This window comes from Pseudarthrobacter sp. MDT1-22 (assembly GCF_054511035.1).
Window position 1 is genome coordinate 178,200 of the sequence record NZ_JBTNDK010000001.1, and the last position, 19,776, is coordinate 197,975.

A 19,776-nucleotide genomic window follows, 5' to 3' on the forward strand; every position below is an offset into this window, starting at 1 on the left:
TCTTAGGCCGACGTCGGTGTGGCAGCCGCCGCCGTCGGCTTCCCGATGAAGTATTCCCGCGTTGACGGCAGGAACCGGCAGACAACGGCCAGGACGACGCCCAGGGCCAGGAGCACCACGCCGCTGACGAACGCCCCGCCGACGCCGAAGATCTGGGTGTCACCGTAGGCCGGATCCCACATCTGGACGGCGGAAATGAAGAACGCCGCCGTGAGGATCAGTGCCCCGAGCAGCGGAAGGATGCCGCGGAACCAGAGGTTGCGGGCCGATTCCCGGAAGGTCCCCCGGAAATACCAGAAGCACGCGAAGCCCGTCAGCGCATAGTAGAACGCGATAAACAGGCTGATGGCGCTGATGGAATCGGAGAGCAGGTTTTCGCTGAGGAAGCTCATGGCCACGTAGTACACCACGGCCGCTGCGCCCATGACCTGGGTGGAGAATCCGGGGGTCTGGTTGCGGGTATGGACTTCGCCGAACTTCTGCGGCAGCGCACCGTGCACGCCCATCGACAGTGTTCCGCGGGCCGTGGGCAGGATGGTGGTCTGCGTGGACGACAGGACCGAGGCCAGCACGGCCACCACAATCAGCCAGCCCCACGGACCCAGGACCACGTCCTTCATCGCCAGGAAGACGTCGGACTGGTTCGCTTCGTTGCCCAGGCCAATGCCCTCGGTGCCAACCGTGGCGTACATCATCACCAGCAAGGCCACCGAGACATAGACGGCCACCAGGACAAAGGCCGAAATGACGGCGCCGCGCCCAGGCGTGGTGGACGGGTTTTCCGTTTCCTCGTTCACCGCCAGGCAGGTATCCCAGCCCCAATAGATGAACAGGGCAAGCAGCGAACCGTGCACCACGGCGAAGGGGTCGGCGAAGGCACCGGCCGGGTTGAACCACTCGAAATCGAACGCCTGGCCCTCCGGGGCCCCGCCCGCGATCCGCACAATGATGGCCAGCGCGAAGATGCCCAGCGACACATACTGAACGTACGTCAGGACCCGCTGGACATGCTCGCCCACCCGGATGCCCCGGTAGTTCACCAGGGTCATAAACACGATGAACAGCACACCGGTGGCCGTGACCACCACCTTGTTTTCGGCCAGTGAACCGTCGCCGATCAGCAGCCACAGGTACTGGCCTGCCACCTGCGCGAGATTGGCCAGGACCACGATGCCGGCCAGGGCAACACCCCAGCCGCCCAGCCAACCCGCCCAGGGACCGAACGCCCGGCGGGACCAGGTGAACGTGGTGCCGCAGTCCGGCATGGCGCTGTTCAGCTCCCGGAAGGCGTACGCGATGAACAGGACGGGGATGAACCCGAGGATCAGGATCAGGGGAGTGTAGTTTCCGTTGACGGCCACGATCAGGCCCAGCGTGGCGGCCAGCGAATACACGGGCGCCGTGGATGCGAGGCCCAGCATGACCGAGTCGCCGAGGTCCAGGATCCCCGCCCGGAGCCCCTTGTCGGGGACGGCACCGCCGGACGGTCCGCCGGGAGCGCCGCCCGCCGTCGTCGTCTCCGCACTCATACGGTCACCGGGCTCTGGAATATCAGGGTGCTCATAGTGCGATACCTGCTTTGCTGGAGTGGGCCTGCGCTGAAAGCGGCGCCGGGGCGTCGATGGTGTTGGGCACAAAACGGCAGAAGTAGTCGGTGATGGGGCCGTCCGATTCGCGGATCCCGCAGCCCACGGACTCGCCGTCCACCACCCAGAGGCCAAGGACGGGGTGGTTGCCGTCGAAGTCGGGCAGCGCATGGAACTGCTGGTAGCACCAGCCCTCACGGCCGTACCCGCCCGGCTGCTCCAGGCTGATGCCCGGCGCATGGATCTTGATGTTGTCGCCTTCGCGCCCATGCAGCGGCTTGGCCACCCATTCCTTCAGGGGCCCGGGCTCGTTGAGGTAGGCCGGCAGCAGGTTGGGGTGGTCCGGGTACAGGTGCCACAGAGCAGCCAGCAAGGCCTTGTTAGAGAGCAGCATTTTCCACGCAGGCTCCACCCAGCGGGGATTATGTGCGCGCTGCAGCAGCCGGTGCCCGAACGGCTCCTTCATCATCAGCTCCCAGGGATACAGCTTGAACATGGTGCTGATCATGAAGTTGTCCAGGTCCACAAAGCGGTTCAGGTTGGGATCCCAGCCGATATCGGACATGTTGATGCCGATAGTGGTCCAGCCCGCCTGGCTGGCCACGTCCCGCATGTACGCGGCCGTCATCCAGTCCTCGCCGGACTCCTCAGCCTCGGAATGGGCGATGTGGAGCGTGCTCATGCCGGTGCGGTACTGCATTTTCTTCCACTGCCGGATCAGGGCCTCGTGGATGCCGTTCCACTGGTCCTTTTCCGGGAACACGTCCTGCAGCCAGAACCATTGCGCGACGGCGGCCTCGATCAGGCCGGTGGGGGTGTCGGCGTTGTACTCCAGCATCTTGGCCGGTCCGCCCTGGCCGTCATAGATAAAGTCGAAGCGCCCGTAGACATCCATGTCCGCGGCCTGCAACGACTCAGCCGCGAGCTCCAGTGCCTGCGGGCCGATGCCGATGTTCCCCATGGCGCCCGTGGCGAGGAACTTGGCGGCCTCCAGGCACATCTTGTGCATGTCCTCGGCCGTGACCTCCAGCGTCTCCACCTCGTCCATGGTGAATTCGTAGTAGGCGGCTTCGTTCCAGTATTCAATCTTCCGGCCGTCGGGCATGGTGGTGGTGGAGAAGACCAGGCCCTGCTCTTCGATCTTCTGCTTCCAGCCGGGCCTGGGCTCCAACAACAACCGCTTCACGCCTAGCCCCCCGTGCTTCCGCCCTTGGAGCTGCTGCCAAAGCCGCCCCTGCTGACCGTTCCGCCCTTGGTGCTGTACCCGGTGGATGCCTTGGCGCCGCTGGGGATGGTGCTGGTGTAGCTCGGATACGAGGACCGGTTCTGGCCCACCCCGGGAACGCTGGCGCCGCGGGAGTAGAAGTACCACGCGAAGAGCGCACCGCTGCGTCCGGCGGAGCTGTTGCACTGCGTGTCCTCCACGCGCTCGCCGGTTTTGTCGTTGAAACAGACCTGGGCGTAGTCGGCCTCATCCTGGTTGCTGGCCACGACGGCGGTGATGGTGCCGGCGAGGAGGGCCGTGACTCCCAACCCCACCACAACGGTCCGCCGCTGGGAACGTTTCTTGCGCGCGGCCGCATCATGGGTCTGGCGCTCGCGGTCCCGGGCGAAGGGATCAACCGTGGGAAGGGGTTGGTTCAGGAGTTCGGGGCGCAGTTCCGGCTTGGGCACCTGCCACGGCGGCTTCGGCGCCCCCTGGTCCTTGCCTTGACCGGTGCCCTGGTGTTTGGCCGGGTCTTTGTCCGGACCGTTGCCTTGGTCCTTTTCCGGGTCCATGACGTCCCCCTTGGTAGTCCATGCTGAATGTGGGCGCAACTGTGCGCCGGAAGCTCAATCCTGAAATCAGCGTAGTCTCTGCCCGGTCCGGCTGCGAGCACGAAACGGGAGAGAACTGCCCATCTCCGGTTCCAACGGTGGCTGGAACGCCGGGAACCCTACACTGGAGCCATGGAAACTGCATCAGTGCTAGCCGTCTGCCGTGTCCACCAGCTCCTTCCCGATGAAGGCAGCGTGGGAGTTACCGCCATCGACAAGCGGCCGGTGGAAGGTCCCGTTAAGGTCCACAAACTCGGCCTCCACGGTGACGTCCAGGCGAGCCGGGTCCACCATGGTGGGGAGGACCAGGCCATCTACGCCTACTCCCAGGATGATGCCGACTACTGGGCGAAGGAGCTTCAGCGCGACGTCCCGCCCGGGATCTTCGGCGAGAACCTCCGCGTGTCCGGCATCGAGACCACCGGGGCAGTGATCGGCGAACGCTGGAAGATCGGGCTCGACGTCGAAGTTGAAGTCACTTCGCCGCGCGTCCCGTGCGCCGCCTTCCAGCGTCGGATGGGGGAGCCGCAATGGGTCAAGCGCTTCACGGAAGCGGGCCGGATTGGTACGTACCTGCGCGTGATCCGCACCGGCACCGTCCAGGCAGGCGACCACATCCACCGGCTTTTCGTGCCGACCCACGGCATCACCATCGGAAAGTGGTTCAGCGAACCTGACCTTGAGTCCATGGAAGCCTTGCGGGATGCCGACGCCGACGGTGAGATCCGCCTCCAGTCCGAGTACCACGACGCCTTTGAGGCGCTGCTGCGGCGGCTGGGACGGTAGCGTCACGGCCTTAGCCGCATGGAACTCGACGGCCATGTGCGCAAGCTCACCGCCGTCGTCGTACGTTCAATTAGCCGCAAAGCGCATCTATACCTTACACTTGAAACATCCCCCACTCCGGAAATCCCTTATTCCTGCCCAATTTTTGAGGCAGGACTGGCAAGTGTTGGGGCCCGCTATTGTGATGCGGGCATTTTCATAGGGAGAGCCGGCTAAAGAAAACGCTGTACAGACTGCTGGGATAGCAGCCAAGAGATGCAGCGGGAAGTCCTGCCACGGGATTGCGAAAGCGCCGGACTTCTAAGTGACCGGCCGGTCAATGTATGCCCGGCACCCACGGCACATGTACTGCGGCTCCGCTCACCTCGGGTTGTGCCGCCTGGCCCCCTATGGATGAGGAAATTTCCCTATGCCTGAAAATCAGACCAACGACGAGACAGCTATCACCGCCGAAGCAGTAACTGCCGAAACCGTCGCTGTCGAGTTCACCGAGGCCGTTGCCCCCGCAGCAGAGCCCGCCGCCACCGAAGCTGAAGCGCCCGTTGCTCGCGCTGAAGAAGCCCCTGCCAAGGTCGAAGAAGCGCCTGCCGCTCAGACCGAGGCGCCTGCTGCCAAGTTTGAAGAAGCTCCCGTAGCTAAGGCTGAGGAAGCTAAGACCGAAGAAGCACCCGCCAAGGCTGAGGAAACCGAAGACGAGGGCGTCAAGTTCGCCGATCTCGGCATCGACGGCCGCGTCCTCGCCGCCCTGATGGACGTCGGCTACGAAAAGCCTTCCCCCATCCAGGCAGCAACCATCCCGCTGCTGCTTGAAGGCCGCGACGTTGTGGGCCTCGCCCAGACCGGCACCGGTAAGACTGCAGCATTCGCAGTACCGGCACTGTCCCGCCTGGCCGAGCTCCACGACCTCAACGGCCCGTCCCGCAAGACCCAGGCGCTGGTCCTGGCTCCGACCCGCGAGCTGGCGCTCCAGGTTGCCGAGGCCTTCACCTCGTACGCCAAGCACATCGATGACTTCACCGTCCTCCCCGTCTACGGCGGCTCCGCCTACGGCCCGCAGCTCGCTGGCCTGCGCCGCGGTGCCCAGGTTGTTGTTGGTACTCCCGGCCGTGTGATCGACCACATCTCCAAGGGTTCCCTGGACCTGTCCGAGCTCCAGTACCTGGTGCTGGACGAGGCCGACGAAATGCTGCGCATGGGCTTCGCCGAAGACGTGGAGCAGATCTTCCAGCAGACCCCGTCGGACCGCCAGGTGGCACTGTTCTCGGCCACCATGCCGAGCCAGATCCGCCGCATGTCCAAGCAATACCTGAACAACCCGGCCGAGATTTCGGTCAAGTCCAAGACCACCACCGGCGCCAACACCCGCCAGCGGTACCTGCAGGTTATGGGCCCGCACAAGCTTGACGCCCTGACCCGCATCCTCGAGGTTGAAGAGTTCGACGGCGTCATCGCCTTCGTGCGCACCAAGATGGCCACAGAGGACCTGGCTGACAAGCTGAAGGCCCGCGGCTTCCAGGCTGCAGCCATCAACGGCGACATCCCGCAGCAGCAGCGCGAACGCACTGTCGAGGCGCTGAAGGAAGGCCGCATCGATATCCTGGTGGCCACAGACGTTGCGGCCCGTGGCCTTGACGTTGAGCGCATCAGCCACGTGGTCAACTACGACATCCCGCACGACACCGAGTCCTACGTCCACCGCATCGGCCGCACCGGCCGTGCAGGCCGTTCCGGCGACGCCATCCTGTTCATGACGCCGCGCGAGAAGTACCTGCTGCGTTCCATCGAGAAGGCAACCCGTCAGCCGGTGGAGCAGATGCACCTGCCCACGGCCGAGACCGTCAACACGCTGCGCCTGGGCAAGTTCGCCGAGCGCATCACGGAGACCCTCGAGTCCGAGGACGTTGCCGCGTTCCGCGACCTCATCTCCTCCTACGAGGAAGAGCACAACGTGCCGGCCTCGGAGATCGCTGCTGCGCTGGCCGTGATGGCCCAGGGCGGTCAGCCTCTGCTCGTCAAGGAACTGGCCGCAGCTCCCGATTTCCAGAAGCGCGAGCGCTCCAAGGACGGCTTCGGCTCACGTGGCCCCACCCGTACCCTCACTGAGGGCAATGCCACCTACCGGATCGCCGTCGGACGCCGCCAGCGCGTCATGCCGGGTTCCATCGTTGGCGCCATTGCCAACGAAGGCGGCATCTCCTCGGCCAACATCGGCGGCATCGACATCCGTGCGGACCACTCCCTCGTGGAGCTCCCGGCGGACCTTAGCGCCGACCAGCTGAAGGCACTGTCCCGCACCCGGATCGGCGGCGAGCTGATCCACCTCGAGCTGGACAACGGCCGCAAGCCCTCCGGTGACGGCGAGCGTGGCGGCTACCAGGGTAGCCGTGGCGGCGAGCGTGGCGGCTACCAGGGCAACCGTGGCGGCGGCGACCGTGGTGGTTACTCCGGCGGTGGCGCCGGTGGCGGCGACCGTGGTGGTTACTCCGGCGGTGGCGCCGGTGGCGGGGACCGTGGCGGCAACTTCAAGGGCAACGGCGGGTTCAAGAAGGAATTCCGCAAGACCGACGGCGAGCGTAGCTCCGCTGACCGCGGCGGCCGCTCCTTCAGCGACCGCAACGAGCGCAGCGTGGGCACCGACGCGGCACGCAAGCCGCGCACCGAAGGCGGCTTCAAGCCCCGCAACAAGTGGTAACCACTGCTTCCTAAAGTGAACTGGGAACGGGCCGGCTTCTTGCCGGCCCGTTCTGCTTTAAGGTTGCTGCTTAAGTTGGCTTGGTCACATCCCCGCCGGGATCCCTCCCTGGGCCGATTTATGGGCCGTCCGGAGGGCGCCGAAAGCCCGGATTTCCGGCACTTTTGGCGCCGCGGGCGTCGTTCTGGAGCCGATTTGTTGGTGGCCAAATCTTCCGGTAGAGTATTTACTCGTTGCCCCCCTAGCTCAGTGGTAGAGCGCGTTCTTGGTAAGAACGAGGTCACCGGATCGATTCCGGTGGGGGGCTCTGGATGAGGGCCTGTGTCAAGGCGGTTTTTGACCGGCTTGGTGCAGGTTTTTCTCATTCGTGGCGGTGTAGCTCAGTTGGTTAGAGCGCACGACTCATAATCGTGAGGTCGGGAGATCGAGCCTCCCCACCGCTACAGGCTAAGCCCCCGGAATCCCCGAGATTCCGGGGGTTTTTCTGTTTCCCCGCACGACGGTGTGTTTGCGGCGGTGCGAAGCCGTGACAAGCGCTCCTTTTCGCCGTAGCTTTGCTGCACGTGGCGATGGGGATATCAGTGGACTTCTTCGGAGCAATCATGGGTCCGTTCAACTGGATTGTGTCCGCCATCATGGTCGGAATCCATGACGTCCTGAGCACCATGCGCATGCCTGCGGCAAGCGGCTGGACGTGGACTGTGTCCATCATCGGCCTCGTGCTGATCATCCGTGCCGCCCTGATTCCGGTGTTCCTGCGGCAGGTCAGCGCCCAGCGCCGGATGCGGCTCCTGCAGCCGGACCTGAAGAGGCTGCAGGAAAAGTACAAGGGCAAGAGCGATCAGCTGTCTCGGCAGGCCATGGCGCAGGAACAGATGGCCCTCTACAAGGAACACGGGACCAACCCTCTGTCCGCCTGCCTGCCGATGCTCATCCAGGTGCCGTTCTTCTTCGCGCTCTTCCAGGTACTCTCCGGCATTCCAGCCGCAGCCAGGGAAGCCCACGGCATCGGAGCGATGACCCACGAACAGGCTGTGCAGTTCGACGAATCAAGTATTTTCGGCGCCCCGCTGTCAGCGTCCGTGCTGCACGGCAGTGGTGGCGACCCCGCGGCGGTCGCAGTACTGACCAGCCTGATGATCCTGGCCATGACGGCCGCGCAGTTCATCACGCAACGACGCATCGTGGCCCGGACCGTGCCTGACGAAGCCGCAGATAATCCCCTCGCGCGCCAGCAGAAGGTGATCATGTACATTCTGCCGCTCGTCTTCGGTGTGGGCGGCGTCCTCTTCCCGATCGGCGTCCTGATCTACTGGACCACCACCAACCTCTGGACCATGGCGCAACAGTTCACCATCAAATGAGGGGTGAGGTTTCGACGCTAACGGCCGCCCGAAGCGCTGAAACCTCACCCCTCACCGCAGGGCAGGCACCCCGCGGCCGCTACAGCCTACCCATCCGCTGCCGACGGCGGCACAATGGGCGGATGGGCCGGCTCATCTACTCAGGCATCGTGTCCCTGGACGGCTACGTCGCGGACCGCAACGGCAACTTCAGCTGGAGCGAGCCGGACGAGGAAGTCCATACGTTCGTCAATGATCTCGAACGCGATGTGGGCACCTACCTTTTCGGCCGCCGCATGTACCAGGTCATGTCTGCGTGGGAAACCTTCGATACCCCCGATCAGCCGGACTACATCCGGGACTTCGCGCGGATCTGGCAAGGGGCAGACAAGGTTGTCTACTCCGCCACTCTCACCGCCGCATCCACGGCTAAGACCAGGATCGAACGGACCTTTGTTCCCGACGCCGTCCGGGGCCTCAAGAACGCCACGGACGCGCACATCAGCATCAGCGGCCCCACCTTGGCCGCTGCGGCGCTCAACGCCGGGCTGGTGGACGAATGCCGCGTGTTCCTCAATCCGGTAGCCGTGGGAGGAGGCCTGCGCTTCCTGCCGGACGGGCTGGGCCTGCGGCTGGAACTCCTCGAAGAGCACACCTTTGGAAACGGCGTGGTCTACCTCCGCTACCGCACACGGGCATAAGGGGCAGAATGGGGGCATGACCAGCATCGTTATCATCGGCGGCCACGGCAAAGTGGCCCTCCACCTGTCCACGCTTCTTACAACCGAAGGTCACAGCGTCACATCCATCATCCGCAACCCGGACCATGCGGCGGATGTCGCGGCTACCGGCGCTACGCCGTCGGTCCTGGACGTTGAGAATTCGACGACGGCGGCAATCGCCGACGCCCTCAGGGGCCATGACGCCGTGGTCTGGTCTGCCGGGGCCGGGGGAGGAAGCCCGGAACGCACGTATGCGGTGGACCGGGACGCGGCCATCCGGTCGATGGACGCGGCGGCGGAGGCCGGCGTCGGGCGTTATGTGATGGTGTCCTACCTGGGCGCGGGGCCGGACCACGGCGTCCCGGCGGAGAACAGCTTCTTTGCCTACGCGGACGCCAAGGCGGCGGCGGATGAGTACCTGCGCGGCACCGCACTGGCCTGGACCATCCTGGGTCCGGGGACGCTGACGGACCAGCCGGGGACAGGGCTCATCGAAGTGGACCCCGGAACGGACGACAGCCGGGCAACCTCCCGCAGCAACACGGCCAGTGTGGCCGCCGCGGTGCTTGACCTGCCCGAAACGGCGGGGAGGACCATCGAATTCCGTGACGGCACACTCCCGATTGCCGCCGCCCTGGAGCCGCAGCCGTAGCCGAGAGGGACCGGCCGCGACGCTGGAATAACACAGCGCGAAGGGACAGTTGAGGCCCTGGAACCGATGCGGGTCCGGGGCCTCAAGTGTCCCTTCGCGCCGTTGGATCACGCAGCTTAGTCCGGAACCGCGAGCTCCAGGTCCAGGGTGTTCTTTTCCACGTAGTCGAGGGCGCATCGTACGGCGCCGACGGTCACGATTGAATCTCCCAAGGGCGAGACCGCCACCCGCGGGGGAGTGACGGTGTACTTGGTCAGGTGCCTGGCGATCGGCCCAAGCAGCACGCCGGCAGACTTGGCCACGGCGCCGCCGATGACCACCAGTTCCGGGTTGATGATGGTGGACACAGCCCCGATGATCCTGGCCATCCTGTCGGCGAGCCGTTCGAGGATCGCCCGCGCCACGGCATCTCCGTCGGCGGCAGCCGCGAAGACCTGCTCCGCCTCGACTCCTTCGGCGGCAAACTCCCGGAGGGATGTTTTGACCTTGCCGGCAAGGGCGTCAGCCGCCCACGTCCTTGCCAATGCGGCGATGCCGTAGGTATCTCCCACACCCTCCACCATGTCGAGGAAGGCGAGCTCGCCGGCGCCTCCGCCCCGGCCGTGCAGCAGCCGTCCGCCGTCGATCACTCCCGAGCCGAAGCGCTCACTCGCGAGGATGACCACGACGTCGTCCACGCCGGCAGCGGCGCCGCGCCAGCGGTCGCCCAGGGCGGCCAGGTTCGCATCGTTTTCCAGCAGTACGGTCCAGCCCCGCCGGTCCCGCAGCGCAGACTTCAGGCCGACGTCGAACAGTCCCCAGAAGTGCTGCGTCACCAGCACCTCGCCGTTACGGTCCACTGGCGCCGCAATGCCGGCGCAGACGGCCAGGACGGAATCCGGCGAAGCGCCCACGCTGTGCAGTGCCATCATGGCGGTGCGGTCAATGACGGCGATGCGTTCCTCGGCCGGGATGTCTGCTTCCGCGAAGGGTTGGCTGGACCTGCCGAGGGCCTTTCCGCGAAGGTCGGACACCACCACGGTGGCCTTGGAGACACCCACGTCCATGCCCAGGACGTAGCCGGCGCGTTCGTTGAGCTCGAACCGCCGCGCCGGCCTGCCCTTCTGGTAGCCACCGAATGCCCGCTGGTTCTCCAGCTCGCGTATCCAGCCCCGCTGCATGAGGTCCTCGCATACCGCAATGGCCGTGGCCCGCGTGAGTCCGGTGGCCTCCAAGACCTCGGTGACAGTCACCGCTTCTGAGGCGCGCATGAAGTCAAGGACGGCTCCGGCACTCACTCGACGTAGTAATTGGGGCGTTGCCACGGATATTTCAGTCATGGGCGTTGACCTCTCTGTGCTCTGCACCACATAATACTTGAGGAACTAAATTTAGATTCCAAATAAATACTCTCCAGGCTATGTGGGCCGGACGGCCGCCGACCACTGGCATCCCAGCCCTTCACCCAGCCTTTGCAAAGGAGCAACCATGAACCGCATCCCGAAGCATTGCCCACCCCCGCCCAAGCCGCGGCCCCGTCACTCCCGTACGTCAGGCTCCGCCCTGTGAAAGCCGCTGTTCCGGCAACGCTGCCCAGCAGGCGCTCCCTCTTCCGGGTAGCCGGTCTGGCCGGGGCGGCAGCCCTCATTCCGCTCTCCGGCTGTGCCGGCCACGCAGGCCAGCAGAACGGTGTCACCACACTCCGCTTCATGCAGAACAAGCCGGAGGTGGTGAACTACTTCGACCAGGTCATCAAGGACTTCGAGGCGCTCAATCCTGATATCCGGGTGATCCAGGACTTCAACGAGGGCAACTTCGTCCCCGGCCTGGTCCGGAACGATCCGCCGGACGTAGTGACCCGAGGCTTCGCGAAGGCAACTGCCGACTTCGTGAAGAAGGGCATCTTCGCCGACCTCAGCGACCTCCCCGCAGCGTCGACCATTGATCCTGAGATGCAGGAGCTCATCAGCTCTTGGGGCCAGTACAACGGCAACGAGGTCAGCGCCCTGCCGTTCTCCTTGGCTGCGGCCGGCGTCATCTACAACCGGGACATCTTCGACGCCAATGGCGTAGCCGTCCCCACCACCTGGGACGAATTCGTGGCAGCGTGTGAAACCTTCAAGGCGGCCGGTATCACGCCGATTTACGGAACGTTCAAAGACTCCTGGACCCTGGCACAGGGCATGTTCGACTACGTCTCCGGCGGTTCGCTGGACACGGCGGAATTTTTCACCAGGATCAATGGCAAGGGTGCCGATATTAGCGCGGGAGCCGCCGAATCCTTCACCACCAACTTCGGGCCCGCGCTGCCCCAGATGCTCCAGCTCGTTTCCTATTCCCAGAATGGCGCCAGCAGCAAGAATTACGCGGACGGAAATGCTGCCTTCGCCAAAGGACAGGCCGCCATGTACCTCCAAGGACCCTGGGCCCTGTCGCAGCTGGTTTCCGCCAACAAGGACATCAGGGTGGGTACATTCCCCCTGCCCGTAACGAACAACCCGGAGGAAACCAAGGCACGGGTGAACGTGGACATGGCACTGTCCATCACCAGGAACACCCCCAACATGGCTGCGGCCCGGCGTTTCGTCGCTTACCTGCTGGAACCGTCAGTGGTGAACACGTACAACGAAAAGAACGCCGCCTTCTCGCCGCTCAAGGACGCCCCGCCGGTGACCAACCCGCAGATCAGCGGACTGGACGAATCGGTCAGAAAAGCCCGCTACTACCAGGGCGCCGGCACCTACTTCCCGCCGTCGGTGCCGCTGCACAACTACATCCAGTCTTTTGTCTACAGCAAAAACGGCGACCAGTTCCTCGCCGCGCTCGACGACGAATGGCGCCGAGTCGCCGAACGGACGGCGGTCTGATGCCCACCACGATTCCAGGAGTCCCCATGACAACGACGTCCACCGTGGCGAAGGCCGGCCCCAGCCCGGAGGGCCCGGCCGAGACCAACGTGCGACGGTCCCCACGACGGATCGACCCCACGTACTACTGGATGGTGGTGCCGGTCCTCGCACTCTTCGCCTTCTTCATCACCCTGCCAGCGCTGGTTGGTGTGTTCTTCAGCCTTACCAACTACGCAGGCTACGGTGACTGGAAGTTCATCGGCCTGTCCAACTACGTCAACATCTTCAAGGACCCGGCAATCCTGCAGTCCTACATCTTCACGTTCGTCTTTGCCCTGACTACCACCGTGGTGGTCAACATCGTGGCCCTGGCGATCGCCCTTGGACTGAATGCGAAAATCAAGTGGCGAACCGGCATCCGGACCGTGTTCTTCATCCCCATGGTGCTCTCAGCCCTGGTTGTGTCGTTTGTCTTCAACTACCTGTTCTCCAACACCCTGCCGGTGCTCGCTGAACGGTTCGGCTTAACGCCGCTTGCCACCAGCATCCTGGCCAACGAAAACCTCGCCTGGCTGGCCATTGTGCTGGTCACCGTGTGGCAGGCCGCGCCCGGAGCCACCATCATCTACCTCGCCGGGCTCCAGAGCGTGCCAGCGGAGGTCTACGAAGCCGCGGACCTGGACGGTGCCGGCAGCTTCCGCCAGTTCCTGAGCCTCACACTGCCCCTCATTCTCGGGTACCTGGTCATCAACGTGATCCTCGGGTTCAAGGGATTCCTGGGGACCTACGAGATCATCGTGGGCCTCACCGGCGGCGGACCCGGCATGGCAACCCAGTCGGTGGCCATGCGCATCTTCTCCGGCTTCACGGGTGGCGACTATTCCTACCAGATGGCCAATGCGGTCATCTACTTCCTGATCACTTTGCTGATCTCCGTCATCCAGCTGCGCCTCATCCAGCGCCGGGGAGTATCTCTCTAATGACCGCATCACAACTTCCACAGCGCAGCGCCCGCGTCCTCACAAAACGAGTCTCCGGCCGCGAAGGCTTCAAGATCAACTGGTGGCTCACCGCCCTGATGCTGGTGGCCTCGCTGACTGTCCTGCTGCCGCTGTACTTCACCGTGGCCATGGCGCTGAAAACACCGGACCAGATCGGCACCGGGACCGGGCTTGCCTGGCCGAACCCGCTGAACTGGGAGAACTTCGCAGCCGCCTACGTGGCCACGAACTTCCCCCGGGCCTTTATGTCCACGGCATTCGTCACCGTCTTCAGCGTCCTGGGCTCACTGGCCTGCAGCTCGCTGGTTGCCTACGCCATCGCGCGGAACTGGAACCACCGATTCTTCCGCGGCGCCTTTGTGTACCTTCTGTCCGCGATGTTCATTCCGTTCCCGGTGATCATCCTTCCGCTGATCAAGCAGACGGCATTGCTCGGCCTGGACAACCCGGCCGGCGTCGTCTTCCTGCACGTGCTGGGCGGAATCTCGTTCAACGCGCTGCTGTACATCGCGTTCGTCCGCTCCATCCCGGTGGAGCTGGAGGAATCGGCCCGGATGGACGGCGCCACCACCTGGCAGGTGTTCCGCAAGATCATCTTCCCGCTGCTGGCTCCCATGAACGCCACAGTAGGCATCTTCGCCTTCCTGGGTTCGTGGAACGACTTCCTGCTGCCGCAGATGATGATCGCCGACCCGGCCCTGCAGACCCTCCCCGTGGTCCAAATGCTGTTCCAGGGCGAGTTCAACACCAACTACAGCCTCGCGTTCGCGTCCTACCTGATGGCCATGGCACCCACACTGGTGGTTTACATCCTGGCCCAACGTTGGGTACTGTCCGGAGTCATGCGCGGGGCCGTTAAATAGCCAGACTTATCCACCCAGCAAGAACAACCCAAACAAGAGAAAAGGATCATCCTTTGTCCACCACTGCCACGCTGGCAACCCTGTCCGATTCCGACCGTCTGGCCGATCCCAACTGGTGGCGCCAGGCCGCGGTCTACCAGATCTATCCGCGCAGCTTCGCCGATTCAAACGGTGACGGCATGGGTGACATCAAGGGCATCACGGCCAAGGTCCCGTACCTGAAGGTACTGGGGATCGACGCCGTTTGGCTCAGCCCGTTCTACCCGTCGGCCCTGGCCGACGGCGGCTACGATGTGGACGACTACCGCGACGTGGACCCCAAGTTGGGCACGCTGGCGGACTTCGACGAGATGGCCAAAGCGCTGCACGCCGCCGGCATCAAGCTGATCGCCGACATCGTCCCCAACCACTCCTCGAACCGGCACGAATGGTTCCAGGAGGCGCTCGCCGCGCCGAAGGGTTCCGCCGCCCGTGAGCGATACATCTTCCGTGACGGCAAAGGACCCAACGGGGAATTCCCGCCGTCGGACTGGGACTCCGTCTTCGGCGGACCGGCTTGGGAACGCATCACCGAGCCGGACGGCACCCCCGGCCAGTGGTACATGCACATCTTTGCCAAGGAGCAGCCGGACCTGAACTGGTCCAGCCGGGAGGTCCGCGATGACTTCCTCAAGACCCTGCGCTTCTGGTCCGACCGCGGCGTCGACGGCTTCCGCGTGGACGTGGCACATGCCCTCACCAAGGATCTCACCGAGCCGCTGCTCTCCAAGCTGGAGCTGACCGAGGCCAACTCGGGGACGGACGGGTTCGACGACGGTTCGCACCCCTTCTGGGACCGGGACGACGTCCACGACATCTACCTCGAATGGCGCGAAGTCTTCAACGAATACAACCCGCCCCGCACCGCCGTCGCCGAAGCGTGGGTGCACGCTACCCGCCGTGCCCGCTACGCCAGCCCGGAGGGCCTGGGCCAGGCCTTCAACTTCGACCTGCTGCAGGCCGACTTCGATGCCGAGGATTTCCGCAAAATCATCACCCGCAACCTCGCCGAAGCCGCCGCGACCGGCGCGTCCTCCACCTGGGTTTTCTCCAACCACGACGTCGTCCGGCATGCCACGCGCTATGGCCTGCCCAAGGCGTCCAAGGGCAAGAAGCACGCCAAGGGCCAGGACGGGAAGGGCTGGCTGCTGGCCGGCGGCCCCAAGGAGGAACTCGACGTGGACCTTGGCGAGCGACGTGCCCGCGCCGCCACCCTGCTGATGCTCGCTGTGCCCGGCTCGGCCTACCTGTACCAGGGCGAGGAACTGGGCCTGCAGGAAGTGGCGGAGATTCCGGACTCCGAGCGCCAGGATCCCGCGTTCTTCCGGAACAGGGGCGTTGAGGTGGGCCGTGACGGCTGCCGGGTGCCACTGCCCTGGAAGGTTGAAGGGACCTCCTTCGGCTTTGGCGACGGCGGTGCGCACCTGCCGCAGCCGGACTGGTTCAGCAAGTATGCGGTGGAGGCGCAGGACGGCACCGAAAACTCCACCCTGGAGCTGTACCGCACGGCCCTGAAGCTGCGCCGCGAACTGCAGGCCGGCGAGGAGCTGGAGTGGGTGGAGACCGGCAACCCGGAGGTCCTGCACTTCCGCCGCCCCGGTAGCTGGCAGTCCGTTACCAACTTCGGGGACACCGCCGTCGACCTGCCGGCAGGGACCGTCCTGGTCAGCAGCGCACCGCTGGTGGACGGCAAACTGGGCGCCAACAGCACCGTCTGGCTGCGCTGACATAACCCAAGATCGACAGGTGGCGGGACCCGGCCGGGTCCCGCCACCTGTGCGTCTGCCACGGCTCATGAAAGAGTGAAGCAATGACCCAACACACCGTTCCATCCCCCGCGCAGGAACTCATATACGGCTGCATGGGCCTGGGCGGCAGCTGGACCGACGAACCGCATCAGGTGCAGCATGTGGACGAGGCCGCCGCCGCCGTCGAGGCCGCGCTGGACGCCGGCATTACGCTGTTCGATCACGCGGACATCTACCGCGGCGGCAAGTCCGAGTCGGTGTTCGGCGAGGTCCTCGCGGCAACGCCCGGCCTGCGTGACCGGATCCGGCTGCAGACCAAGTGCGGCATCCGGCTCCGCGAACGCGGGCTGGCCACACACTATGACCTCAGCCGGGAATCCATCCTGGAACGCGTGGACGGCAGCCTGAAGAGGCTGCAGACGGACTACGTGGACGTCCTCCTGCTGCACCGCCCGGATCCCCTGACGGACCTGGCGGAGGTGGCGGCCGCCGTCGGGCAACTCCTGGCCGACGGCAAGGTTCGGGCGCTTGGGGTGTCCAACATGTCCGGCGCGCAGATCAAGGCGTTGCAGGAGCGGCTGGAGGTGCCCGTGGTGGCCAACCAGCTGGAGATGAGCCTGCTGAAGCGGGCCTGGCTGGAAAGCCAGGTCCTGGTGAACCATCCGGAGTCGCTGGACTACAGCTTCCCGCACGGGACCCTGGAGTACTGCAGCGAAAACGGCGTTACCGTGCAGGCTTACGGTGCGCTGGCGCAGGGGTTGTACACGGGGGCAGCTCCGGAAAACCCGACGGCGGCGGAGACTGCCGCGGCCGCGATGGTTGCGGAGCTTGTGAGTCAGTACGGCACCACGGGGGAGGCCGTCCTCCTGGGGTGGCTGATGAAGCATCCGGCCGGCATTGCACCCGTGATCGGGACCGTGAATCCGGCGAGAATCGCCGCCTGCGCGGACGCCGCCCGCGTGGCGGAGGCCATGACCCGGGCCGACTGGTACGGACTGTGGATTGCGGCGCGGGGCGGCACCCTCCCCTGAGATGAAGTCCTAGGAGCGAACCTTTCCAGGGAGCGCCGGACAGCGACGCCGTCGGCGCCTCTCGCTTCGACGTGGGACGATGTCAAGTATGTGGCTTGGCCTTAGGGCGAGGGCGCAAGGCGACCCGGAGCCCGCATCTCCGGCAAATGTAGGCGGGTTCGGCACCGAGGGCATGGAGCTTCTCGCGCTTCATTGTCCGGCCACAGCAGGAACACTGATGGTAAGTGTCAGAGGCCATGGTTCGTCAGAGCTTCCGTCATCTGATCGACGGTTGGAACGCCGGCAAGACCATCTGGCGTGGGGTAGATCCGGCATGCGAGGTCGCTGGCCGGTGCCCTGTCGGGGAAGATGTCGGCCCCGTCTGCCGTGATCGTCGGCGAACCGGCAAAAGCCGTCCCGAGCGTATCTGCCGGAGTCTTGATGTGCCGCAAACGGACGCGGATGTCTTGGCGCCCCAAAGCGACCAAGGCGGCTTCCACCTGCTTGAGTGCAGGGGCCATGTTCGGGCAGTCATCGATGTGGAGGAGTTCTATTCTCACGTTGTCGTTCTCCGGTTCGCCTATCGCGGTAGTGCTGATCAGGGTTTGTGTCGTCTGTGGCCGATCCTATTCCGGTCGCTGCAGGCGGGCAGGCTCTAGGCATGGCCCTGCCCAGCGGGTTCGGAGCGGCTGGTAGGCGGTTCAGAACTGGTTCCGCAGCCCTCACAGCAGCCGGAAGTATCACTTTGCACAACAACCGCGTTCAGAGGTGCCGGTTCGCCCAAATCGGCCGGACCGGTGACTTTCTTGCTGCGGGTGCCCGGCTCGGGGACGGCGCAGCAGACGTCCCCTTTCCAGGCGTTGAGGCCTTCGCGAGTGGCGATCCCGGCGATGACCAGCGCCGCGCCGGCGTCTGCCCACCACCATCCCAGTGTGCTGTTGAGAACCAGGCCCACCAAAAGAACTGCGGATAGATATGTGCACAGCAGGGTCTGTTTCGAATCTGCGACCGCCGTGCGGGAGCCAAGTTCACGGCCCGCGCGGCGTTGAAGCCAGGACAGGACAGGCATGATGGCCAGACTCAGGGCAGCGATCACGATGCCCGGAGTGGAATGCTGTGCCTGGCCGCCTCCGGATAGGGCCCTGACCGAGTCCACGGAGACGAACAATGCAAGGGCAAAGAAGGACATCGCGATGATCCGAAGGGTGATGTGCTCGCGCCGTTCGGGGTCCGTCGCGGAAAACTGCCAGGACAGCGCGACCGCGGAAGCGACCTCGATCACCGAATCAAGTCCGAAGCCCACGAGGGCCGAGGAGTCGGCCAGGTTGCCCGCCCATAGCGCGACGACGGCCTCAACGACGTTGTAGGTGATCGTCGCGGCCGCGAACAGGCGGATGCGGCGGCTCAGGACAACGCGGCGGCTGGCCGTAGGCGCACTTTGAATTGTGGTGGTCACACCAAGCACGTCCCGTCTGGGGCACAGCAGGCAGGATCCACGGCCAGCACGACACCCAGCAGATCTCTTATCGCGTGGCCCAACCGGGCGTCGGCGAGCTCGTACCGGGTCCGCCGGCCGTCCGGGACAGCCACCACCAGGCCGCAGCCCCGCAGGCATGTCAGGTGATTGGACATGCTCTGCCGTGAGACACCCAACGAATCGGCCAGGTCCGACGGGTATCCGGGCGCATCCTCCAATGCCAGCAGAATCCGGGCCCGGGTAGGGTCGGAGACCGCGTAGCCGAACCGGGCCAGCACTGGGGCGTGTACGAGGGTTTCCATATAGCCAAAGTACATCCAAGTGTGTATTCACGCAATCGTGTACTCAAAGCGGAGATTCAGGCCATCATGGCATTGCCTGCGCATGGCGGCCTTTGGCTGGCTTTCGTCCTCCGTTCAGATGGCGGGGGAGCGGCGCTCGATCAGGAGGGTGTCCCGCCACTGGCCGGCGCGAGGGCCGTGTGGCATTCGGGCGATGCGGTTTCTGCGCCCGACGATGGTGAAGATGGAGTGTTCCGCTACTCCTGCATAGGCCGGCCGGGAGGAGGCGGGCGAAACCGCGGCCCAGCCGAGGACCTCACCTTCGCTGGATACTGCGACATGGCGGTGGCCGGGCAGCTTGGACTGGTCGAAGGAGTCCCAGTCAGGGGCTTGGGTTTCGAAGGTGGCCTGCCCGGTGTCGATACCTTGCTGGTAAATCCGTCGGATGGCCGGCCAGTCGGACTGCTCCATGTTCTGCAAGGCCACCGGGTAGGTCATAAATTGGCCAGGATGCCGGCGGCGTCGTCGAGGGCTCCGGGGACGAGAGAGTAGTAGGCCCACGTGCCACGCTTTTCGCGGTGCAGCAGCCCTGCCTCCACCAAAATTTTCAGGTGGTGGGAAACCGTTGGCTGGCCCAGGTCCAGGGGGTCGGTCAGGTCGCACACGCAGGACTCGCCCGAGGATTCGGCCTTGACGATGGAAAGCAGCCGCAGCCGGTTCGGATCGGCCAGCGCCTTGAAGACCAGGGCTTTCTGCTTCGCCTCCTCGGCCCCCAATGCGGGCGGACCTGCCGGGATGCAGCAGGCGTCATCCGTGGCCTGATCGATTACGGGCAGCAAGTTCATGTACCCATTATGCCCGAATATTGACCATCATCAATGTATTAATCCCGCCGCTCGACCCGGAAGTGGCTACGCTCCGGAGGCTTGC

19 protein-coding genes and 2 tRNA genes are annotated in these 19,776 nt (G+C 64.8%); 12 read left to right on the forward strand and 9 right to left on the reverse strand.

Translation table 11 applies throughout. From position 1 onward, the window contains the following. Positions 1-2 precede the first annotated feature (2 nt). Genes ACX80M_RS00875 through ACX80M_RS00885 form a run of 3 tightly spaced genes read right to left on the reverse strand, consistent with a single transcriptional unit; the run spans position 3 to position 3,365 of the window. A complete protein-coding gene (locus ACX80M_RS00875; protein WP_252613881.1) occupies positions 3-1,529 on the reverse strand; it encodes an APC family permease in 1,527 nt (508 codons plus the stop codon). 31 nt (positions 1,530-1,560) lie between these two features. Then, entirely contained in the window at positions 1,561-2,772 is a 1,212-nt protein-coding gene (locus ACX80M_RS00880; protein ID WP_252613882.1) for a glutathionylspermidine synthase family protein, read from the reverse strand. Positions 2,773-2,774: 2 nt separating this feature from the next. Next, positions 2,775-3,365, reverse strand: coding sequence for a Tat pathway signal protein (locus ACX80M_RS00885; protein ID WP_459308344.1), 591 nt, complete (start codon positions 3,363-3,365; stop codon positions 2,775-2,777). Between the two features lie 171 nt (positions 3,366-3,536). Between ACX80M_RS00885 and ACX80M_RS00890 the strand changes: the two genes are divergently transcribed. The 7 genes from ACX80M_RS00890 (at position 3,537) to ACX80M_RS00920 (ending at position 9,599) form a co-directional block, all read left to right on the forward strand. Beyond that, positions 3,537-4,190: an MOSC domain-containing protein gene (locus ACX80M_RS00890; RefSeq protein ID WP_252613886.1), complete on the forward strand. Its 654-nt coding sequence runs from the start codon at positions 3,537-3,539 to the stop codon at positions 4,188-4,190. 409 nt (positions 4,191-4,599) lie between these two features. Next, on the forward strand, positions 4,600-6,882 hold the full coding sequence (locus ACX80M_RS00895) for a DEAD/DEAH box helicase (RefSeq protein WP_252613887.1): 2,283 nt from the start codon (positions 4,600-4,602) through the stop codon (positions 6,880-6,882). A gap of 235 nt (positions 6,883-7,117) precedes the next feature. Continuing rightward, positions 7,118-7,189, forward strand: a tRNA-Thr gene (locus ACX80M_RS00900). Between the two features lie 62 nt (positions 7,190-7,251). Next, a tRNA-Met gene (locus ACX80M_RS00905) sits at positions 7,252-7,325 on the forward strand. 138 nt (positions 7,326-7,463) lie between these two features. Continuing rightward, positions 7,464-8,246 carry a membrane protein insertase YidC gene (gene yidC, locus ACX80M_RS00910; protein WP_459308347.1) on the forward strand — a complete coding sequence of 261 codons (783 nt, stop codon included), beginning with the start codon at positions 7,464-7,466 and terminating at the stop codon, positions 8,244-8,246. A gap of 122 nt (positions 8,247-8,368) precedes the next feature. Next, on the forward strand, positions 8,369-8,926 hold the full coding sequence (locus ACX80M_RS00915) for a dihydrofolate reductase family protein (RefSeq protein WP_252598463.1): 558 nt from the start codon (positions 8,369-8,371) through the stop codon (positions 8,924-8,926). A gap of 16 nt (positions 8,927-8,942) precedes the next feature. Further along, a complete protein-coding gene (locus ACX80M_RS00920; RefSeq protein WP_252598462.1) occupies positions 8,943-9,599 on the forward strand; it encodes an SDR family oxidoreductase in 657 nt (218 codons plus the stop codon). Positions 9,600-9,715: 116 nt separating this feature from the next. Here the strand turns inward: ACX80M_RS00920 and ACX80M_RS00925 are convergent, their stop codons facing one another. After that, on the reverse strand, positions 9,716-10,918 hold the full coding sequence (locus ACX80M_RS00925; RefSeq protein WP_459308350.1) for an ROK family transcriptional regulator: 1,203 nt from the start codon (positions 10,916-10,918) through the stop codon (positions 9,716-9,718). Positions 10,919-11,143: 225 nt separating this feature from the next. Here ACX80M_RS00925 and ACX80M_RS00930 point away from each other — a divergent pair, with 225 nt between their 5' ends. The 5 genes from ACX80M_RS00930 (at position 11,144) to ACX80M_RS00950 (ending at position 17,109) form a co-directional block, all read left to right on the forward strand. Next, positions 11,144-12,445, forward strand: coding sequence for an ABC transporter substrate-binding protein (locus tag ACX80M_RS00930; protein ID WP_252598460.1), 1,302 nt, complete (start codon positions 11,144-11,146; stop codon positions 12,443-12,445). Positions 12,446-12,471: 26 nt separating this feature from the next. Beyond that, positions 12,472-13,407 (forward strand): carbohydrate ABC transporter permease, encoded by a 936-nt coding sequence (locus ACX80M_RS00935; protein WP_459308352.1) that lies wholly within the window; start codon positions 12,472-12,474, stop codon positions 13,405-13,407. After that, entirely contained in the window at positions 13,407-14,291 is an 885-nt protein-coding gene (locus ACX80M_RS00940; RefSeq protein ID WP_252608514.1) for a carbohydrate ABC transporter permease, read from the forward strand. Before ACX80M_RS00935 ends, ACX80M_RS00940 begins: the two co-directional genes overlap by 1 nt. Before the next feature lie 53 nt (positions 14,292-14,344). Further along, entirely contained in the window at positions 14,345-16,057 is a 1,713-nt protein-coding gene (locus ACX80M_RS00945; protein WP_252613890.1) for a glycoside hydrolase family 13 protein, read from the forward strand. 83 nt (positions 16,058-16,140) lie between these two features. Further along, entirely contained in the window at positions 16,141-17,109 is a 969-nt protein-coding gene (locus ACX80M_RS00950; RefSeq protein WP_252608519.1) for an aldo/keto reductase, read from the forward strand. Between the two features lie 227 nt (positions 17,110-17,336). Here ACX80M_RS00950 and ACX80M_RS00955 read toward each other — a convergent pair whose 3' ends face one another. From ACX80M_RS00955 to ACX80M_RS00975, 5 genes are all read right to left on the reverse strand, one after another. Next, positions 17,337-17,648 (reverse strand): thioredoxin family protein, encoded by a 312-nt coding sequence (locus tag ACX80M_RS00955; protein ID WP_252598457.1) that lies wholly within the window; start codon positions 17,646-17,648, stop codon positions 17,337-17,339. Positions 17,649-17,743: 95 nt separating this feature from the next. Beyond that, a complete protein-coding gene (locus ACX80M_RS00960; RefSeq protein WP_459308356.1) occupies positions 17,744-18,544 on the reverse strand; it encodes a cation diffusion facilitator family transporter in 801 nt (266 codons plus the stop codon). Beyond that, the gene (locus ACX80M_RS00965) at positions 18,541-18,867 is read right to left on the reverse strand and encodes an ArsR/SmtB family transcription factor (RefSeq protein ID WP_252613894.1); all 327 of its coding nucleotides are present in this window, start codon (positions 18,865-18,867) and stop codon (positions 18,541-18,543) included. The genes ACX80M_RS00960 and ACX80M_RS00965 overlap by 4 nt, the downstream gene beginning before the upstream one ends. A 114-nt stretch (positions 18,868-18,981) precedes the next feature. After that, positions 18,982-19,344, reverse strand: a complete 363-nt coding sequence (locus tag ACX80M_RS00970; RefSeq protein WP_252598451.1) for a GNAT family N-acetyltransferase — start codon at positions 19,342-19,344, stop codon at positions 18,982-18,984. After that, a complete protein-coding gene (locus ACX80M_RS00975) occupies positions 19,341-19,691 on the reverse strand; it encodes an ArsR/SmtB family transcription factor (protein ID WP_252576205.1) in 351 nt (116 codons plus the stop codon). The genes ACX80M_RS00970 and ACX80M_RS00975 overlap by 4 nt, the downstream gene beginning before the upstream one ends. Positions 19,692-19,776 lie beyond the last annotated feature (85 nt).

Bases quoted from the DNA above. Each gene is read 5' to 3' on its own strand.
- ACX80M_RS00940 (WP_252608514.1), top strand. From the start codon at position 13,407: ATGACCGCATCACAACTTCCACAGCGCAGCGCCCGCGTCCTCACAAAA.
- ACX80M_RS00885 (WP_459308344.1), bottom strand. From the start codon at position 3,365: ATGGACCCGGAAAAGGACCAAGGCAACGGTCCGGACAAAGACCCGGCC.
- ACX80M_RS00975 (WP_252576205.1), bottom strand. From the start codon at position 19,691: ATGAACTTGCTGCCCGTAATCGATCAGGCCACGGATGACGCCTGCTGC.
- ACX80M_RS00895 (WP_252613887.1), top strand. From the start codon at position 4,600: ATGCCTGAAAATCAGACCAACGACGAGACAGCTATCACCGCCGAAGCA.
- ACX80M_RS00920 (WP_252598462.1), top strand. From the start codon at position 8,943: ATGACCAGCATCGTTATCATCGGCGGCCACGGCAAAGTGGCCCTCCAC.
- ACX80M_RS00925 (WP_459308350.1), bottom strand. From the start codon at position 10,918: ATGACTGAAATATCCGTGGCAACGCCCCAATTACTACGTCGAGTGAGT.
- ACX80M_RS00965 (WP_252613894.1), bottom strand. From the start codon at position 18,867: ATGGAAACCCTCGTACACGCCCCAGTGCTGGCCCGGTTCGGCTACGCG.
- ACX80M_RS00915 (WP_252598463.1), top strand. From the start codon at position 8,369: ATGGGCCGGCTCATCTACTCAGGCATCGTGTCCCTGGACGGCTACGTC.
- ACX80M_RS00890 (WP_252613886.1), top strand. From the start codon at position 3,537: ATGGAAACTGCATCAGTGCTAGCCGTCTGCCGTGTCCACCAGCTCCTT.
- ACX80M_RS00950 (WP_252608519.1), top strand. From the start codon at position 16,141: ATGACCCAACACACCGTTCCATCCCCCGCGCAGGAACTCATATACGGC.
- ACX80M_RS00875 (WP_252613881.1), bottom strand. From the start codon at position 1,529: ATGAGTGCGGAGACGACGACGGCGGGCGGCGCTCCCGGCGGACCGTCC.
- ACX80M_RS00935 (WP_459308352.1), top strand. From the start codon at position 12,472: ATGACAACGACGTCCACCGTGGCGAAGGCCGGCCCCAGCCCGGAGGGC.
- ACX80M_RS00970 (WP_252598451.1), bottom strand. From the start codon at position 19,344: ATGACCTACCCGGTGGCCTTGCAGAACATGGAGCAGTCCGACTGGCCG.